Origin of the sequence: Flavobacterium sp. (genome assembly GCF_004211145.1) — a bacterium.
Classification (GTDB): Bacteria; Bacteroidota; Bacteroidia; order Flavobacteriales; family Flavobacteriaceae; genus Flavobacterium.
On the sequence record NZ_SEBS01000013.1, the window covers coordinates 24,053 to 43,444 of the forward strand.

Here is a 19,392-nt window from a genome sequence, read left to right on the forward strand (position 1 = left end):
GAATCTAACTTGTGCAATACATTTCTTTACGTCGCTTTCGAGCGCTTTCAAAACTAGTATTCTCGCCACGAAGGCGTGAAAATACTAAGACACGAAGGAAAAAGTTTTTATGAATCGAACTTTTGCAATACGTTTCTTTGCGTCGCTTTCGAACGCTTTTAAAACTTCGTGCCTTCGTGCCTTCGTGCCTTCGTGGCAAAAGCAAACAGCATCCCACAAACTATTCAAGCACATTCTAAGTTTTTCGCTTAACATATGAAAGTTCAAATTAGTTAAGTATTTTTGCCAGTTCGGGAACAATCCTAAACTCGAAATTATGAAGAAAGACGAAGTGCCGCAGGACGAGGGCAACCTTTCCAAGAAAAATGTCCGGGAATTACTGTATGCCACTGACGATCAGGGTAATTACACGACGGCGTTGAGCACGGGCTGGGAACCGAAATCCATCGCGCTTTCCAATTCACTCGAAGATATAAACGAACGCGTCGCCGCCGCAAAAGCCGAGGTCAAGGCCGGAACCGCAAGCCCGATCGTGTACTTCATGGAATCCTGCAAAATGGATCTCAACATTCTCGCGAGTTATGTCGGATTGTGGAAATGGCGCGTCAAACGTCACTTCAAGCCCGCTGTTTTCAATAGACTCAGCGACAAGTTACTATCGAAATACGCCGAGGCGTTCGAAATTTCGATTGACGACCTTAAAAACTTCAAAGCCGATTAATGGAAGTAGGATTCACACACCATCAGGCGGCGCATTGCGAAAACGGCGTCGCGTCGAACCTTTTGAAACACAACGGTTTTGACATCAGTGAACCGATGATTTTCGGGATAGGATCGGGATTGTTCTACGTTTACATCCCGTTTTTGAAAGTCAACCACGCGCCCGCGATCTCGTATCGCCCGATGCCCGGAACGATTTTCAACAAGGCCGCGAAACGACTCGGTTTCAAGGTAAAACGCATCAAGTTCTCGAATCCGAAAGCGGCTCAGGAAGCGCTCGACGAAAACCTCAAAAATAATATTCCCACGGGATTGCAGGTCGGCGTGTACGGACTGACTTATTTCCCCGACGAATACCGTTTCCATTTCAACGCGCACAATTGCGTGGTTTATGGGAAAACCGAAACCGATTATCTCGTGAGCGATCCCGTAATGGAAAACGTCACGACTTTGACGCACAAAGACATGGAAAAAGTGCGTTTCGCAAAAGGCGCGTTCGCTCCGAAAGGCCAAATGTATTTTCCGACGTCGATCCCGAACAAAGCCGATTTACCCGGAGCGATCATCAAGGGAATCAAGGAAACGTGCCGCGATATGCTGGCTCCCGTGCCGATCGTCGGCGTGAAAGGAATCCGAACCGTTGCGAACATGATCCGAAAATGGCCTGAAAAAAAAGGTGTGAAAGTAGCCAACCATTACCTCGCCCAAATCGTGCGCATGCAGGAAGAAATCGGGACTGGCGGTGGCGGTTTCCGATATATTTTCGCGGCGTTTTTGCAGGAATCATCGGTGATTCTCCACAATCCGAAGCTACGTGAACTGTCGCTCGAAATGACGAAAATCGGCGATCGCTGGCGTGACTTTGCCGTAGAAGCGTCGCGCGTGTATAAAAATCGCTCGTCCAAAACGGATGTTTATAATTTATTGGCAGACGAAATGCTCAAAATTGCCGACCTTGAGGAAGATTTCTTCAAAAAACTCAAAAAAGCCATTGCCTGATTTGCCGATTATCATAGACATACACGAACTCTCCAAGAAGTACAAAGGAGCCGAAGATTTTTCGGTCAAACCCTTGTCGCTGAAAATCGAGAAAGGCGAAGTGTACGGCTTGCTCGGACCCAACGGTGCAGGCAAAACCACGTTGATCTCGATGTTGTGCGGATTGATAGAACCGACGTCGGGCACGTTCACGATTGACGGCAAAACCTACGACGAAAACGATAAGGAACTCAAGAAGATAATTGGAGTCGTGCCTCAGGAATATGCATTGTATCCGACGCTTTCGGCCAACGAAAACCTCGAATATTTCGGTTCGATGTACGGATTGAAAGGCAAGGAATTGAAGAAATCGATCGCCGACAACGTCGAACGTCTCGGTCTTACGAAATTCGCCAAGAAACGCATCGATACGTATTCGGGCGGAATGAAACGCCGCATAAATCTCATCGCCGGACTCATGCACGCGCCGAAAGTCCTGTTCCTCGATGAACCGACAGTCGGCGTCGACGTACATTCGAGAAACGTCATCATCGATTACCTAAAAGAAATCAACCAAAACGGCACGACGATCATTTACACGTCTCATCATTTGACCGAGGCCCAGGATTTCTGCACGCGCATAGCGATCGTGGACCGCGGGAAAATCTATGCTGAAGGAACGCCGCGCGAATTGATTTCGACTACCCAAAACGCACGCGATCTCGAAGATGTTTTCCTTTCGCTAACCGGAAAAGAACTTCGCGATGCATAAACTGGGAATGTCCATAAAAAAGGAATTGCTGTTGCTGCGTCGCGACATGGGCGGAGTCATCATCCTATTCGCGATGCCGCTCGTGCTGATCATTGCCGTGACGTTGATCCAAAACGCCGCGTACCAACGCTCGGGCGACCAAAAGATCCCGATTCTGATCGTCGACAACGACAAAGGTGAAGTCGCGAAATCGGTGTTCGAGAACATGAAATCGAGCAACGCTTTTGATTTGATTACCGAAATCGATGGGAAAAAACTCACTGAGGCAACCGCGAAACAATCGGTTTTTAAAGGCGAATACCAACTGGCGATCGTGATTCCGGCGAATTTGAGTTCCGACCTTCAAATCAAGATCGACCAGAACGTCGATAAGATTCTGACGAGTTTCGGGCTTGAGGATTCATTGAAAGCCAAACCGTCAGCGCGCATCATCACGCAGAAAGATGTGAATTTATATTTCGATCCCGCGGTGCAGATGAGTTTCAAAAGCGCCGTGATGAGCAACATCGACAAGATGATCTCGAAAATCGAAACCCAATCGATCTACGCGGCGTTCCGCGAGCAGCTTGGCGAAGACCAACCCGATCCGTTCGAAAACCAGAATTTCATCGCGTTCAAGGAAATCAACCAAACCGTCAACAATAAGGAAGTAAAACCGAATGCGGTGCAACACAACGTTCCCGCATGGACGCTGTTCGCGATGTTTTTCATCGTGATTCCGTTGTCGATCAACATGGTCAAGGAAAAAAACCAGGGCACGTTCATTCGTTTGCGCACCAATCCGGTGTCGAGCGCGGTCGTGATCGCAGGCAAAACGATTACGTATTTGATCATTTGCATGATTCAGTTTTACATGATGATCGCGGTCGGGATCTGGCTTTTTCCGCTTATGGGATTGCCGGCTTTGAACGTCGACGCGAATTTATTCATGCTCACGATCGTGGCGCTTTTCTCAGGATTGGCCGCGACAGGCTACGGGATTTTGGTCGGGACGATTGCAAAAACCCAGGAACAGTCGGCTCCTTTTGGCGCGACATCGGTGATTATCCTCGCGGCTTTGGGCGGCGTTTGGGTTCCCGTTTTCGCGATGCCGAAATTCATGCAGGTCGTCGCGATGTGTTCGCCGATGAATTGGGGATTGGACGCATTTTATGACGTATTTTTGCGCAACTCGGGAATCGTCGAGATTTTCCCCGAAATCACCTTATTATTTTTATTCTTCGTAGCCACGATAACCATAGCATTGCTGTATGACAAAAAGAAAAGATCCGTCTAGGTTAGTTCCTGAACTCACGACCGAATTCGAAACGCGTGTGCGATTCAACGAATGCGATCCGCTCGGAATCGTCTGGCACGGCCATTACATTAAGTATTTCGAGGACGGACGCGAGGCTTTCGGGCGCCGACACGGGATCTCGTATCTCGATGTCGCCGATAGCGGTTACGCGACGCCGATCGTAAAATCAAGTTGCGAGCACAAATTGTCGCTGCGTTACGGCGATGTCTGCACGATAAAAACCGAATTCTACGAAACGCCCGCGGCCAAGATAATCTTCAAGTTCACGATTTACGACACAAAAGGCGAAATCGCGTGCACGGGCGAAACCATTCAGGTTTTCATCGACAGGAAAGGCGAACTACAACTCACGAATCCGCCGTTCTACGAAACCTGGAAACGAAAAGTAGGTTTGATTTCATGAGCAAAGACGTTTACATATCGCAGATGAATTGCGTGACGCCGCTCGGGTTTTCGGTTGATGAAAATATCGAAAACATCCTCCAAGGCAAATCGGGAATCCAAAAGCACGAGAATTCGTGGATGCCGAATGCGTATTTCGCGGCAGTCGTCGACGAATCGAAATTGGATTCGGCTTTTTCCGAAATTTCTCCGATTGCAACCTATACGAAATTAGAAAAGATGATGATTCTGGCGCTGCATCCCGTAGTGTCCGAATCGAATTCGAACCTTGGCGAACGGACGGCGTTTTTGCTGTCGACGACCAAAGGAAATATCACGGCGCTCGAATCGAATAATATCGAGAAGGCGCAACTGCACGAACTCTCACAAACCATTGCCGACTTTTTCGGGTTCAAATCGCAACCGATCGTGATTTCGAACGCGTGTGTTTCGGGAGTTTTGGCCGTCAGCGTCGCGAAAAGAATGATCCAGTCGAGCATGTGTGACGAAGCGTTCGTCGTTGCCGGAGACTTGGTTTCGGAATTCGTATTGTCGGGATTCAATTCGTTCCAGGCGATGAGCGATCAGCCGTGCAAACCGTATTCGGCCAATCGAACCGGAGTTACTTTGGGCGAAGCGGCGGCCGCGGTTTTGGTTACGTCGAACGAAACTTTGGCAAAAGCGAAAATCCTCGGTGACGGCTCGATGAACGACGCGAACCATATTTCAGGTCCGTCAAGAACAGGCGAAGGTTTGTTTTTGAGCGTCGAATCGGCGATGAACGAAGCGGGAATTCCATATGAAAGCATCGATTATATCTCGGCGCACGGAACCGCAACTCCGTTCAACGACGAAATGGAAGCCATCGCGTTCAACCGTCATGGCTTGCAAAACGTTCCGATCAATAGTTTGAAAGGTTATTACGGACATACTTTAGGTGCGTCGGGATTGCTCGAAACGGTGATCGGAATCGAGGCGATGTCGCGAAATAAATTGTTGGCGTCGGCGGGATTCGATGAAATCGGAGTGAGCCAGCCCATCAATGTTATTGAAGAAAATCAAGAAAAAGAAATGCGATATTTTCTAAAGACGGCTTCGGGATTCGGCGGTTGCAACACGGCCGTGGTTTTTGGGAAGGTAATTTGAAAATTTGGAAATTTGGAAATTTGAAAATGGGTTCGACGCTTGGAAAATAAATATTACATAACGAGTTTTTGCACGATTGAGGCGAATGGGATTTGGGTCGATGGGACGCGCGTTTTTTCGTCGGAAGCTGAATCTTTCAATGATTTTTCAAAAGAAGCGTTGCGTCATTTCGGAATCCAATATCCGAAGTTCTTTAAAATGGACGCGCTTTCTAAACTCGCGTTTCTGGGTTCGGAATTATTGCTAAAAGACAATCAGGAACCGCAAACGGCGTTGCTTTTGGCAAATTCGTCGTCTTCGTTGGATACCGACGTCACGTATCAGGAATCGATCGCGAGCAAGGAAAATTACTACCCGAGCCCGGCGGTTTTCGTGTACACGTTGCCGAATATCTGCCTGGGCGAAATAAGTATTCGTCACGGGTTGAAAACCGAAAATTCTTTCTTTATCTTTGGCGCGTTCAATGCCGAATTTCTGTTCGGATATGCTGAATCACTGCTGAATACGGGAAAAGCGAAACAAGTGCTTTGCGGCTGGACCGAGTTTTTCCAAGAAGAATACAAAGCGTTTTTGTACCTCGTTTCAAACGAAGGCGAAACCGAACATACGATACGAAATTTAGAACTACTTTATACAAACTGACATGGAAGCATTAAAACAAGAATTGAAAGAGAAGATCATCGCGGTATTGAACCTTGAAGACGTGAATCCGTCAGATATCGCCGATCAGGATCCGCTATTCGGCGAAGGTTTGGGCCTTGATTCGATCGACGCTTTGGAATTGATCGTGCTTTTGGACAAGGATTACGGCATCAAATTGACCGACCCGAAAGAAGGGAAGACGATTTTCCAGTCGATTGATACGATGGCGAGTTATGTGGAGACGCATAGGACGAAATAAATAGAGATTATCAGATTTACAGATTTTAGATTTACAGATTTTTAACGTCAGCGTTGACGAGCGAAATATGAAGAATCTGAGAATCTGTCAAAAAAAGGTATCGAATTTATGATTGCGGAGTTAACGATTCGTTCCATTGTCATGTGCGAATCTGAAATCTGAAAATCTGAAATCTGTCAATCTAAAAAAATGAATAAAGGAATTGCGATTACGGGAATGGGAATCATTTCGGCTATTGGGAACAACGTCGAGGAAAATTTCCGTTCGCTTGTGAATTCGGAAAAGGCGATTACAAAAACCGACAACATCGACACCGTCCACAAAGGCGAAATCATGTTCGGTGAAATCAAGAAATCGAATGCCGATTTGATTGCCGAATTGAATTTGCCCGCCGACAACAATTACACGAGAACGGCATTGCTGGGCTTGTACGCCGCGAAACAGGCGGTTGCCGACGCGGGAATCGAGGACGTGAACGAATTCCGGACCGGATTGATCAACTCGACTTCGGTCGGCGGAATGGACACGACTGAAAAGCACTACTACGAATATTTCGAGAATCCCGAAACCGTAAAATATATTGCGGCCCACGACGGAGGCGACGTTTCACAAAAAATCGCCGACGAAATCGGGTTGAAAGGTTTTGTGACGACGATTTCCACGGCTTGTTCCTCGGCTGCCAACGCTATCATGCTTGGCGCGCGAATGATCAAGGCCGGAAAACTCGACCGCGTCATAGTCGGCGGAACCGACGGACTCGCAAAGTTCACCATAAACGGTTTCAAAACACTGATGATTTTGACCGATACCTACAACACGCCATTCGACAACGACCGAAAGGGTTTGAATCTTGGCGAAGCGGCCGCATTTATCGTGTTGGAATCTGATGACGTTATCGCGAAAACGGGCAAAAAGGTGTTGGCGCGCGTTTCAGGTTATGCCAATGCGAATGATGCTTTTCACCAAACAGCTTCGTCCGAGAATGGCGACGGCGCATTCCTCGCGATGCAAAAGGCGTTCAAGATTGCCGAAATGGATCCGTCGCAGATCGACTATATAAACGTACACGGAACCGCGACTCCGAACAACGACTTGAGCGAAGGTCGCGCCGTCGCCCGAATCTACGAAGGCAAAGACGTTCCCGATTTTTCATCGACCAAGGCGTTTACGGGTCATACGTTGGCGGCTGCGGCTGCGATCGAGGCGGTTTACAGCGTTTTGGCGATCAACAACGGCGTCGTGTATCCGAATTTGAATTTCAGGACGAAAATGCAGGAATTCGATCTGGTTCCGCAAACCGAGTTGAAGCATAAAAACATCGACCACGTGTTGTCGAACTCATTCGGGTTCGGCGGCAATTGTTCGACCGTAATATTTTCTAAGAACTGATGGGAAAAACGTACATCAACGGCATCGGCTGTATTTCGGCACAGGCTACGACAAACGGATTTCCATCGGAATTCACGATCGACGAAACCACGAATTTCCTCGAACTCCAAAAACCAGAATACAAGGATTATTTCTCTCCGATAGCCTCGCGAAGAATGGCCAAAGGCGTCAAGAACGGCATCGTCGCCTCGACAATGGCGATGAAGGAAGCCGGAATCGAACAACCGGACGCGATCATAACGGGAACGGGAATGGGTTGCATCGAAGATTCGGATAAATTCTTGAAGGCGATCATCGACAATGGCGAACAATTTTTAACGCCGACGTCATTCATCCAATCGACGCACAATACCGTCGCATCGTCTATCGCGATCGGGATTGGTTGCAAGTCGTACAATTTCACGTATGTCAACGGCGCGGTTTCGTTCGAATCGGCGGTGTTGGATGCGAAGTTGCAGATCGATGCCGATGAAGCGAATTCGGTTTTGGTCGGCGGCATAGACGAAATGACCGAATACACGAAATCGCTGTTCAAACTCGCGGGTTTCATAAAGCCCGACGATTCGGAGACGTTTAAAGTTTTAGGTTCTGAGACAACCGGAACAGCTTTTAGCGAAGGCGCGACGTTCTTCGTTCTCGAAAGCAAAAGGTCCGAATCGACTTATGCCGAAATTGTTGACATCGAAACTATAAATCGTCTTGAAACGGATGAAGTCGGTCAAAAAGCGATCGATTTTTTAAAGCAGAACGGTTTGCAACAACACGATGTCGATGCCGTAATCCTCGGTTTTGATGGTGATGTCGAGTACGATGTTTATTACAAGGAACTCGCTCGTGAATTCGGGTTTACGCCACAGGTTTACTACAAACATGTTTCGGGAGAATACAACACGGCTTCGGCTTTTGGGTTGTATGTCGGGGCGAACATCTTGAAAATCCAGGAAATCCCTCAGGAATTGAAGGTGAACGAGGTCGAAAAACCGTCGTACCACAAGATTTTGCTGTACAACCAATACCGCGGCATCGACCATAGTTTTACCTTGATTTCGATTTGAGTTTTAATCCATTAAGAGCGTTAAGTTCAGTAAGCGATCAGTATTGTAAAAACGGACTTTTGAATAACGAATATCGAACAATGAACAACGAATCTTGAAGTGATGAAACACAAAATCGTCAATATCACTTTTATCACGATACTTTCAACACTGGCTCTTTTGAGCCTTTTTGTTGCTATAAACTGGTGGTATTTTGCGATCGCGGGCTTGCTTTGGTTCGGGATCGCGTTTACGGGTTCGGCTTGGATCGAAAGCAATTACCATGTGAAGGCGTATTGTTCGGGCGAGAATAAGATCGACAGGAAAATTGCGCTTACGTTTGACGACGGCCCGTCCATTTTCACGATTCCCGTTCTCGACATCCTGCGCGAACATAATGCGGAAGCCACGTTTTTCTGCATCGGAAAGAATATTGACGAGCATCCCGATATTTTTAAGCATACGATTTCAGAAGGTCATTTGGTCGGAAACCATTCCTACTGGCACGGACGCGACTTCGATTTCAAGAAAACCGACGCCGTTCTCGAGGAATTGCAAAAGACCGACGCGGCCATTTTAAAATACTCGGGCAAGAAAGCGAACTTCTTCCGTCCGCCATACGGTGTCACGAATCCAAAGATCAGGCGTGCGCTCGAAGCCAGCAAACACAAAGTGATCGGCTGGAATATCCGTTCGATGGACGGCGTGAGCAAAGACGAGAAAGCGATCCTGAAACGCATCGTGAGCCAATTGAAACCCGGCGCGATCGTACTTTTGCACGACACATCGGCGGTAACCGTTAGCGTATTGGAACAGTTATTGTTAACTTTGCGCGACAAAAAATTTGAGGTCGTTTCACTTGAGGAACTGCTGCAATTAAAGGCTTATGAAGAAGATTAGTTATTTTCTATTGTTATTTTTCATTGGGATTTCGGGATTCGCTCAGGATGCGATGACTCAGGCTGAAATCGCGGCGTTCAAGAAAGACGTGAACGCGGCGTCGGCCAAAATCAAAACGATGACGACCGATTTTACCCAATACAAACACATGGATTTCCTTGCGAAAGACGTCGAAACCTCGGGAAAAATGGCGTTCAGGGAACCGAATTCTCTCGCCTGGCAATACAAAAAGCCGTACAATTATTCGATCGTTTTCAAGTCGGGGAAAATCTACATCAACGACGAAGGCAAGAAAAGCCAGATGGACGCCAAGAGCAACAAGACGTTCTCAAAAATCAACAAACTCATCGTGGGCAGCGTTTCGGGCGATATGTTCGACGACAAGGAATTCACGATCACGTACTTCAAGTCGGGAACTTTCAACATCGCGCGCTTTATCCCGAAGGACGCCGGACTCAAAAAATACATCAAGCTAGTCGAGCTCAGTTTCGATAAAAAAGAAGCGACCGTCGAGCAAGTTCGTTTGATGGAAAGCGAAAAAGACTACACCAAAATCGTCTTCAAAAACAAAATCCTCAATGCGAAAGTCGACGACAGCGTTTTTACTAATTAGTTTCTTGCTGGTTTTAGGATGTGCGACGAAGCCTAAATTCAGCGCGAATTCAGAAATCGCGACCGCTTTCAATCCTTATTTTTCGGACACGTCGAAAGATTATGTCTATCGTACGAAGATTACGGTTTACGGCAATGAGCTTAACGGAATTTTGATTGCGAAAAAAATTTCTGATTCGATTCATCGCGTGGTTTTGACGACCGATTTCGGCAATACGTTATTCGATTTCGAGGTCGGACAAAATACATTTACCAAGAACACCATCGTCGAAGATTTGGATCGGAAAATCGTCGTGAATACGCTGCGTGACGATTTTAGGTTGCTTTTCCGGGAGAAATTTCCAAGTTCGAATATCGAAATGACCGAGCCCCATGAAAAGATGACATACGTTTGTGTTGACGGACGCAACCGTTACCGCATTTCCTACTCTGATAAAAAATTGATTTCCATCTCGAAAGGAAACGCGAAGAAAGACGAGGTTTCGATAGGATTTCAATCCGAAAACGATATTTTTGCCGACAAAATCGAGATCGAGCATTTCAACATCAAGCTCAAGATCGAAATGAATCGTTTTACCCAATAAAAATCCCAAATGAAAAAGATTTTTTTACTTGCTTTTGCAATCGTTTCACTTTCAGTATCAGCTCAAGTTACCGTTCGACCGGGAGTTCGCGGTGGTTTCGTGACATCGGACGTGACCGACATCAACGGCACAAACCGCAACGACTTTTACGTGGGAACTTTCCTTGCGATAAAATTGGCGAAATGGTATAAGCTACAACCTGAAATCGCGTATTCGCGCCAAGGAATGAAGGCGCGTTACACGAGTTTCGATCCCGCCGTTTCGAGCATGGACGTAAATTGGGATTTGGATTACGTTGGTCTTACGATCAACAATAAGTTTTACGTTTTTAGAGGATTGAACCTGCAAATCGGGCCATATCTCGACTTTTTGGTAAATTCGAAAAACATCAATCCGAATAGCGATGCCGACACTGGACTGAATCTAGGGATCGGTTATGATTTCAAGAATGGATTGGGCGTGGAATTGCGCTTCAGAGGCGGATTGATCGATATTTTTGAAGACGAGTTCGATGAGGATTACTACGATGAATACACACATTTGAACGGGGCGATCCAAATTGGCGTAACTTACACATTCGACCTTAAAAAGAAATAATATGAAGAAACTGTTTACACTTGTTGTCTGTCTTTGCGCTGCCGTAGCTTTTGCGCAACCTAGTTTCGCTCCGGGGATACGTGGCGGTGTGAACTTTTCAAAGATTTCGGATACCGACCTGGGTTTCAAGCCAGACTTTTACGCCTCTGTTTTTACGGGAGTGAAATTTACGCAATATTACACGTTGCAGCCGGAATTCGGATATTCCAGACAAGGAGCGAAAGGCGATTTTGAGTACGATAACGGGTCGTCGATTCAAACTGAGGACATCGATATTTCGCTTCAGTACTTTTCAATCGGCATCATCAACAAAATTACGTTTGTGGATCGCGTTTCGATTTTGGTCGGACCGACGGTTGATTTTCTGGTTGACAACAGCGATAATGTCAATATCAAGAACGACACCGACGTGGGCTTGACGCTAGGCGTAGGTTGCCGATTGGTCGACCAGTTGGGAATTGAATTCCGTGTCAAAAAAGGCTTTGTCAGTACATTGGACGATGATGTTTTTACCGATTCCGCAGGTTTTTTCGAAGTCGACCAAACCTCAAACCTCGTATTGCAATTGGGTTTGACTTACACCTTCAATATCAAGTAATATGTTACTAACCGACTTTTACAGCGTCGTTTCGAACGAGGAAACGTCAACGGGAAACCATCTCGTAATGATCCGCGTGAATCCAAATCACGAAGTTTTCAAAGGCCATTTTCCCGGAAATCCCGTGATGCCCGGCGTTTGCATGATGCAGATCATAAAGGAACTTACCGAGGAAATAAACGGCTCGTCTCTGTTCATGCAGAGCTTGTCCAACGTGAAGTTCATGGCACTCATAAATCCTGAGCAAACGCCTGAATTGCGCCTCGAGTTAAATATATCACAAACCGAAGATTCCCTTGTGAAAGTCAAGAATACGACGTATTTTAATGATACGGTGGCACTTAAGCTCGCCAGTACGTATAAAAAAGTCTAAGATGAAAGTGCTTGCTTCGATCATAATTTTGTTCCTGTTGGTTGCGACCGACATTTCCGAAATCCGAAAATTATATCCCGACGCCGCAAAAACCGAGGAAAGCGCGAAAGCATTCCACGCGAAAATGGCAACCGTCGCCGATTCCGAAACCAACAAAGCGCTCGTCGCTTACAAAGGTGCGGCTGAAACCATGTTGTCGAAATACGGCAATACGATCGGAAAGAAGACGAAACACATGAAAGCGGGCGCGAACCTGATCGATGCAGCCGTTGCCGCCGACAAAGACAACATCGAAATCCGTATGATCCGATTGAGCGTGCAGGAAAGCGTGCCCAAAATCGTCGGCTACAAGAAAAACATGAAAGAAGACAAGGCTTTCATCGTCGCGAATTACGCCAAAAGCGGCGCACTTAAAGATTACATCAAAAATTTCATATTGCGTTCGAAAAGCTTTACCGACGCTGAAAAAGCGACCTATAAATAATCGGTATTCCCCAAATGGACGACGTGAAAGCAACTCTTGAACGCCTCAACGTATGTGTGATCATTCCCACGTACAACAACGCGAAAACGCTCAAACGGGTCGTCGATTCGGTAGTTACTTACACAAACGATGTTATTGTCGTGAACGACGGCGCAACCGACGCGACGTCTGAAATCCTCTCGAATTATCCGCAGCTTACCCATGTCAAACATCCGCACAACATCGGCAAAGGAATGGCGTTGCGAAACGGTTTTGCCAAAGCGCGTGAACTTGGTTTCGAATATGCGATCACGATAGATTCCGACGGGCAACATTTCGCCTCAGACATTCCGGTTTTCCTAAACGAAATCGAAGCCCACGGCCAAGCATTGCTCATCGGCGGCCGAAACATGACGCAGGAAGGCGTTCCAAAAAAGAGCAGTTTCGGGAATAATTTTTCGAATTTCTGGTTTTGGTTCGAGACTGGAATCAGGTTGCAAGACACGCAGTCGGGTTATCGTATGTATCCGTTGAACCGAATTCCTTCGACGTACTTCACGAAGAAATTCGAGTTTGAAATTGAAGTGATCGTGCGTTCGGCGTGGCGTTTCGTTCCCGTCAAAAACGTTCCGATACAGGTTTTGTACGACCCGAACGAACGCGTTTCCCATTTTCGTCCATTCAAGGATTTCACGAGAATCTCGATCTTGAACACCGTTTTGGTCACGATTTGTTTGCTGTGGATTTTCCCGCGCAACATTTTCCTCAAACTAAAAAAAAAAGGCGTTAAGCGGTTCTTTCTCGAAAACGTGATCCACAGTGAGGATTCGCCCAGAAAAAAAGCATTGTCGATCGCGCTCGGCGTATTCATCGGAATCAGCCCATTTTGGGGATTTCAGACGGTTTTGTCGTTGTTTCTTCCGACGCTTTTCAAGTTGAACAAAGCCATTACGTTCGCGTTTTCAAACGTGAGCATTCCGCCCATGATTCCATTCGTGGTCGCGGGTTCGCTTTGGGTCGGCAGCCTGTTTTATGACACGGGCGCGCCTTTGTTCCCTGAATTGCCGATCACGTTTCAAAAGCTCAGCGCGCACTTTGGGCAATATATCATAGGAAGTCTTACTTTAGCGGCTGTTACGGCGGTCGTGAGCGGTTTTGTCGCTTATGGTTTGCTCAGCGCAATCAAAAAAGAGTCGGTTTAATGCATACATTTTTCTTTGGCATCCATCAGTTCGTGAGTCGGAACAAGGTCGTTTCGATCGGGATTGGATTGGCGATTTTGTGCGTGTTCGGATTCTTCGCATCGAGGCTGAAATTCGAGGAAGACGTAACGAAACTGCTGCCGGCCAACGATAAGCTCGACGTCACCGCCAAAGTGCTGAAGCAAATGAATTTTGCCGACAAGATCACGGTGATTTTCGAAGCCAAAAAAGACGGAACTCCTGAGGATTTACAAGAACAGGCCACGGTTTTCATCGACAGTCTCGAAAAAAGCTGCAAGCCATTTTATAAAGAAATCCAAGGCAAGATCGCCGAGGAAAATATCGATGAAACGATCGGTTTCGTGTTCGATAATCTACCATTGTTCCTGACCGAATCAGATTACGCCGAGATCGACAAGAAACTTTCATCTGATAGCATAAAATCAACCGTAGAAGCAAATTATCGCTCGATTTTGTCGCCTTCTGGAATGGTCACGCGTGAGTTCATCCAGCGCGATCCGCTCGGCATTTCGTTCATCGGGCTTAAAAAATTGCAACAACTCAGTCTCGGCGACGATTTCACGCTCGAGAATGGCTTCGTGATGACGAAAGACCGCAAGATGCTCTTGTTGTTCATCGCGCCGAAACAGTCGTCATCCGAAAATGAAAAGAACACGATTTTCTCGCAAAAACTATATTCGATAAAGGACAGCCTGAACGCCAAATCGAAAAGCGTAAACGTAAGTTATTTCGGTTCACCGCTGATTGCCGTTGCCAACGCGACGCAGATCAAAGGCGACGTCATGCTCACGACGATCCTTGCGATGAGTGCGCTCATGATCATCCTGATGCTGTATTACCGCAAGATCGCAATCCCGATCATCGTGTTCATCCCGACGATTTTCGGTGCCGGTTTCGCGCTCGCATTGCTGTATTTCGTCAAGGAAACCATTTCGGCGATTTCGCTTGGCATCGGCGCGATTTTGATTGGGATCACGATCGATTATTCGCTGCACATCCTCACGCATTACAAACACAACCAAGACATAAAACACGTCTATAAAATCATCACGAAGCCGCTGTTCATGAGCAGTTCGACGACGGCTTTGGCGTTTCTGTGTTTGCTTTTCGTGAAAAGTGAGGCGTTGCGGGATCTGGGAATTTTCGCGGCCGCGATCGTCATGGGATCGGCGTTTTTCTCGCTGATCATCATTCCGCATCTATACAAACCCAAAACGGGAAGCTTCGAGCACAAAGACAACTTCATCGATAAAATGGCGGGTTTCTCGTTCGACAACAACAAATGGCTCATCGGTGCTTGCCTGGTTCTCGTCGTCGTTTGTTTTTTCACGGCTGGAAAAGTCGAATTCAACAGCAATTTGTCTGATTTGAATTATGTTCCGACCGACATTCAGGCCGCCGAAAAACAGCTCGAACGCAACAGCAGCTTGACGTCAAAGACGATTTACGTTGCATCGTACGGAAATACGCTCGACGAGGCGCTTTCGAACAATCGCACGCTATTTTCAAGTCTGGAATCCGACAAGAAAAACGGCAAAATCCTAAATTTTTCTTCGGTTGGTGGATTGGTTTTGCCTCAAGCCGAACAACGCGCGAAAATCGAACGCTGGAATGCATTCTGGTCGGCCGATAAGAAAGCCAAACTCCGGAATTCATTAATTTCCGAAGGCACGAAAATCGGATTCAAACCCAACACGTACGAACCATTTTACGAAGAACTGAACAAAGATTTCAAACCCGTTTCGGTGCCCGAATTCGAGAAAATACAAGCGTTGCAACTCAGGGAATTCGTGTCGGGCAAAAACGGTTTTTATACGGTTTCGACGCTCGTCAAGGTTTCGAATGCGCAACGAGATGCGTTCGTGAAGCGGGCGTCGGTACAAAAAAATGTCGTCGCGATCGATCGCCAGCAAATGAACGAAACGTTCCTGACGCAACTGCGCGATGATTTCAATTCGCTCGTGAATTACTCGTTGATCGCCGTGATCGCGATTCTTTTTATCTTCTTCCGACGCATCGAATTGGTGCTGATCGCAACGATCCCAATCGTATTGACCGGCGTCGTGACGGCTGGAATCATGGGAATTTTCGGAATCGAACTCAATATTTTCAGTACGATCGTCTGCACGTTGATTTTTGGGCATGGCGTCGATTTCAGTATTTTCATGACCTCGGCGTTGCAGAAAGAATACACCGACGGACGCAACGAGCGCAAAGTTTATAGGACGTCGATCATCCTCGCGGCGATTACAACCATTTTGGGCGTCGGCGCTTTGATTTTCGCCGGACATCCATCGTTGAAATCAATATCTTCGGCGGCTTTGATCGGTGTTTTCGCGGCGATCTGTATGATTTTTATTTTGTATCCGATCATCTTCAGAATTTTCTTTTTCGCGCGCATCAAGAAAGGTTTCGCGCCTTTGCGATTGCGCCGCACGCTGCATTCGTTCGTGTCGCTTGCCTATTATGGAATCGCCGGTTTTTTGGTTTCGATCCTGGGTTACGTGCTTCTGAAAATAAATCCCGCGTCCCAACACAAGAAGCTGCGCGTGTTCCATTGGATCATGTCGAAATACATGGATTCGGTATTTTATACGTATCCCGCGGTTTCCCGAAAAGTCATAAATCCGAATAACGAAGACTTCATAAAACCTGCGATCATCGTTGCCAATCACACGTCTTTCCTCGATGTGATGGCGATGGGCGGCATGAATCCGCGCATTATTTTTCTGGTCAGCGACCACGTATACAACAATCCGATTATCGGGGCCGGCGTCAGGATGGCTGGCTTTTATCCGGCGTCTCACGGGCTTGAAGGTGGCGTCGAACATCTGCGCGAGAAGATCAAACTCGGTTTTTCGATCATGATTTTTCCTGAAGGCACGCGAAGTGAAGACAACCTGATGAAGCGTTTCCACAAAGGCGCATTTTATTTGGCCGAGGAATTCAAGCTCGATATCTTGCCGGTTCTGATCCATGGATTTTCAGAGGTCGTACCCAAAAACGACTTCATCCTGAACGGAAACAAGACCACGATCGAAATCCTGGCGCGCATCACGCCTGAAAATCAAGAATTCGGGAAAGATTACGCCGAGCGAACCAAGAAAATAAACGCCTACATGCGACTGAAATTCCAGCAACTGCGCGAGAGAACTGAAGGCGCGCGTTACTGGAGAAAATACGTTTTGGGCAGTTTCGACTTCAAGGAATATGAAATCGAAAAGGCGGTGAAAAAAGACATCGACGCGAATCTCGAATTGTATCATCGATTGGACAAACACATTCCCGCGAAGGCGAAAATGCTGCATGTGGCCGACGATTTCGGGCAATTGGATGTGCTGCTTTCGTTCCAGCAGGCGACGCGGAAAATCGAATCGTACATTGCCGATGAGGAGAACCGACGTATCGCGAATACGAATTTCGTACTCAAGAAACGCGACATCACCTACATCGACAATCCTGAGAAACGATACGAATTGACATTGATTTCGGCCAAGGAAGTCGACGTCGAAGCGATTTCTAAGCTGTCAGACACGATTATTCTACTCGATAACGATATTTTTGCAGAAGCGTTTGCGCGTTTCGGATTCAAGATCGCGCAACACGAAGACAAAATCAAAGTGCTGAAACGTGAAGGAGAAATATGACGTAGTGATTATCGGCAGCGGCCTCGGCGGACTGGTCTCGGGCGTCATCCTCGCAAAGGAAGGCTTCAGCGTGTGCGTGCTTGAGAAGAACAACCAGTTCGGCGGGAATTTGCAGACGTTCGTGCGCGATAAAACGATTTTCGATACGGGAATCCATTATATCGGCGGGCTTGGCGAGGGCGAAAACCTGCACCGATATTTCGATTACATCGGGATAATGGATGGTTTGAACATCAAGAAAATGGACGAGGACGGTTTCGATGTCATCTCGTTCGAGGACGACGCGAGCGAATATCCGCACGCCCAAGGTTACTCGAATTTCGTCGAAAAACTATCCGAATTCTTTCCCGAGGAAAAATCCCAAATCGAAGAATATTGCCGCATGGTGCGCGACACCTGCGATTCGTTCCCGCTTTACAACTTGCAGAGCGACGGCAAATACGACCAGGAAGTTCTTGGATTGAACGCGAAAAAAACAATCGACGACGTAACTGAAAATGAGCGTTTGCGTGCTGTTTTGGCGGGCTCGAATTTCCTTTACGCGGGTTTGCCCGACAAGTCGCCGTTCTACCTGCACGCATTGTCGGTGAATTCGTATATCCAAAGTTCTTGGCGCTGCATCCACGGCGGAAGCCAGATCACGAAATTGCTCATCAAGCAACTCAAGGCGTACGGAGGCGAAACATATAAATACAAGGAAGCGAAAAAGATAAATTCCGAGGGCGATCGCGTGACTTCGGTCGTGATGAAAGACGGTTCGGAGGTTTTTGCCGACATCATCATCTCGAACATCGAACTTAAGACGACGCTTGATATGGTAGGCGAAAGCAAGTTCCGAAAGGCGTTTTTCGAACGTATAAAAAGCCTCGAAGGTTCGTTGTCGGCGTTCAGCTTGTACATCGTTTTCAAGCCCGAAAGTTTCCCATACATCAACCACAATTATTATCATTTCAAGGACAGCACGGGCGTTTGGGACGTCCATGATTACGACGAGGAATCGTGGCCCAAAGGTTATATGGCATCGATGAACGCCAACAGCCAGCACGACAAATGGGCCGACGGCATGACGTTCATCACCTACATGAAATACGACGACGTGAAAGCCTGGGAAGACACGCACAACACGACCGCCGAGAAAGCGGAACGGGGCGAATCCTATGACGAATTCAAGCAGCGGAAAGTCGAGAAATTTTTGGTCGAAATCGAGAAGAAATTTCCCGGAATACGCGATTGCATCAAATCGGTTCACACGTCTTCGCCATTGTCGTACCGCGATTATATTGGCGGTTACGAGGGAAATATGTACGGCTATGTGCGCGATTCCCAGAATCCGATGAAAACATTTATTGCCGCGAAAACCAAACTCGAAAATTTGTATTTGACCGGACAAAGCGTGAGTGTTCACGGCGTTTTGGGCGTAACGATCGGAGCGGTCGTGACGTGTTCGGAGATTTTGGGGAAGGAATATTTGGTGGATAAGATCGTGCGTAATGTTTGATATGATCGAAAGTCGGAGGAAAATAGTCGAAAGTCGAAAGTCGAAAGTCGTAAAGTCGGGCGAGTTTTCTCTTGCGTGGGCGAGTTGGTTTTTTAGACGAATGACGAATGACGAAAGACGAAGGACTTGCGAATCGTCTCTTGCGAAGGCGAGTTGGTTTTTTGGACGAATGACGAAAGACGAACGACAAAGGACTGGCGAATCGATTATTGCAACGTCCAATCGTTTTGATTTCCGTGAACGCTTAACTTCCTTAACTATCTTAATTGTTCAAAAAAA

Annotated in this window: 20 protein-coding genes; all 20 read left to right on the forward strand. The window is 47.0% G+C overall.

The window, feature by feature from the left end; translation table 11 throughout:
• Positions 1–316: 316 nt before the first annotated feature.
• On the forward strand, positions 317–721 hold the full coding sequence (locus EOO50_RS08080) for a hypothetical protein (protein WP_290839139.1): 405 nt from the start codon (positions 317–319) through the stop codon (positions 719–721).
• The gene (locus EOO50_RS08085; protein ID WP_290839140.1) at positions 721–1,719 is read left to right on the forward strand and encodes a BtrH N-terminal domain-containing protein; all 999 of its coding nucleotides are present in this window, start codon (positions 721–723) and stop codon (positions 1,717–1,719) included. The genes EOO50_RS08080 and EOO50_RS08085 overlap by 1 nt, the downstream gene beginning before the upstream one ends.
• 1 nt (position 1,720) lies before the next feature.
• On the forward strand, positions 1,721–2,470 hold the full coding sequence (locus EOO50_RS08090) for an ABC transporter ATP-binding protein (RefSeq protein WP_290839141.1): 750 nt from the start codon (positions 1,721–1,723) through the stop codon (positions 2,468–2,470).
• Positions 2,463–3,746, forward strand: a complete 1,284-nt coding sequence (locus EOO50_RS08095) for an ABC transporter permease (protein ID WP_290839142.1) — start codon at positions 2,463–2,465, stop codon at positions 3,744–3,746. The genes EOO50_RS08090 and EOO50_RS08095 overlap by 8 nt, the downstream gene beginning before the upstream one ends.
• Positions 3,721–4,170 (forward strand): acyl-CoA thioesterase, encoded by a 450-nt coding sequence (locus EOO50_RS08100; RefSeq protein ID WP_290839144.1) that lies wholly within the window; start codon positions 3,721–3,723, stop codon positions 4,168–4,170. Before EOO50_RS08095 ends, EOO50_RS08100 begins: the two co-directional genes overlap by 26 nt.
• Positions 4,167–5,294: a beta-ketoacyl synthase N-terminal-like domain-containing protein gene (locus EOO50_RS08105; protein ID WP_290839145.1), complete on the forward strand. Its 1,128-nt coding sequence runs from the start codon at positions 4,167–4,169 to the stop codon at positions 5,292–5,294. Before EOO50_RS08100 ends, EOO50_RS08105 begins: the two co-directional genes overlap by 4 nt.
• A gap of 39 nt (positions 5,295–5,333) precedes the next feature.
• Entirely contained in the window at positions 5,334–5,936 is a 603-nt protein-coding gene (locus EOO50_RS08110; RefSeq protein WP_290839146.1) for a 3-oxoacyl-ACP synthase, read from the forward strand.
• A 1-nt stretch (position 5,937) separates the two neighbouring features.
• The gene (locus tag EOO50_RS08115; protein WP_290839147.1) at positions 5,938–6,195 is read left to right on the forward strand and encodes a phosphopantetheine-binding protein; all 258 of its coding nucleotides are present in this window, start codon (positions 5,938–5,940) and stop codon (positions 6,193–6,195) included.
• A gap of 189 nt (positions 6,196–6,384) precedes the next feature.
• Entirely contained in the window at positions 6,385–7,584 is a 1,200-nt protein-coding gene (locus tag EOO50_RS08120; RefSeq protein ID WP_290839148.1) for a beta-ketoacyl-[acyl-carrier-protein] synthase family protein, read from the forward strand.
• Positions 7,584–8,639 carry a beta-ketoacyl synthase N-terminal-like domain-containing protein gene (locus tag EOO50_RS08125; protein ID WP_290839149.1) on the forward strand — a complete coding sequence of 352 codons (1,056 nt, stop codon included), beginning with the start codon at positions 7,584–7,586 and terminating at the stop codon, positions 8,637–8,639. Before EOO50_RS08120 ends, EOO50_RS08125 begins: the two co-directional genes overlap by 1 nt.
• 102 nt (positions 8,640–8,741) lie before the next feature.
• On the forward strand, positions 8,742–9,518 hold the full coding sequence (locus EOO50_RS08130) for a polysaccharide deacetylase family protein (protein ID WP_290839151.1): 777 nt from the start codon (positions 8,742–8,744) through the stop codon (positions 9,516–9,518).
• Positions 9,505–10,131, forward strand: coding sequence for an outer membrane lipoprotein carrier protein LolA (locus EOO50_RS08135; protein WP_290839152.1), 627 nt, complete (start codon positions 9,505–9,507; stop codon positions 10,129–10,131). Before EOO50_RS08130 ends, EOO50_RS08135 begins: the two co-directional genes overlap by 14 nt.
• A 4-nt stretch (positions 10,132–10,135) precedes the next feature.
• Positions 10,136–10,714 (forward strand): hypothetical protein, encoded by a 579-nt coding sequence (locus tag EOO50_RS08140; RefSeq protein ID WP_290839153.1) that lies wholly within the window; start codon positions 10,136–10,138, stop codon positions 10,712–10,714.
• A gap of 9 nt (positions 10,715–10,723) precedes the next feature.
• Positions 10,724–11,311, forward strand: a complete 588-nt coding sequence (locus tag EOO50_RS08145) for a porin family protein (protein ID WP_290839154.1) — start codon at positions 10,724–10,726, stop codon at positions 11,309–11,311.
• Position 11,312: 1 nt separating this feature from the next.
• Positions 11,313–11,909: a porin family protein gene (locus tag EOO50_RS08150; protein ID WP_290839155.1), complete on the forward strand. Its 597-nt coding sequence runs from the start codon at positions 11,313–11,315 to the stop codon at positions 11,907–11,909.
• A gap of 1 nt (position 11,910) precedes the next feature.
• On the forward strand, positions 11,911–12,282 hold the full coding sequence (locus EOO50_RS08155; protein WP_290839157.1) for a 3-hydroxyacyl-ACP dehydratase: 372 nt from the start codon (positions 11,911–11,913) through the stop codon (positions 12,280–12,282).
• Between the two features lies 1 nt (position 12,283).
• Positions 12,284–12,766, forward strand: a complete 483-nt coding sequence (locus EOO50_RS08160; RefSeq protein ID WP_290839158.1) for a hypothetical protein — start codon at positions 12,284–12,286, stop codon at positions 12,764–12,766.
• A gap of 14 nt (positions 12,767–12,780) precedes the next feature.
• A complete protein-coding gene (locus EOO50_RS08165) occupies positions 12,781–13,947 on the forward strand; it encodes a DUF2062 domain-containing protein (protein WP_290839159.1) in 1,167 nt (388 codons plus the stop codon).
• Entirely contained in the window at positions 13,947–17,615 is a 3,669-nt protein-coding gene (locus EOO50_RS08170; RefSeq protein WP_290839160.1) for a 1-acyl-sn-glycerol-3-phosphate acyltransferase, read from the forward strand. Before EOO50_RS08165 ends, EOO50_RS08170 begins: the two co-directional genes overlap by 1 nt.
• Complete coding sequence (locus EOO50_RS08175) at positions 17,599–19,113, forward strand: NAD(P)/FAD-dependent oxidoreductase (protein WP_290839161.1); 1,515 nt, start codon at positions 17,599–17,601, stop codon at positions 19,111–19,113. The genes EOO50_RS08170 and EOO50_RS08175 overlap by 17 nt, the downstream gene beginning before the upstream one ends.
• The last annotated feature ends 279 nt before the right edge of the window (positions 19,114–19,392 follow it).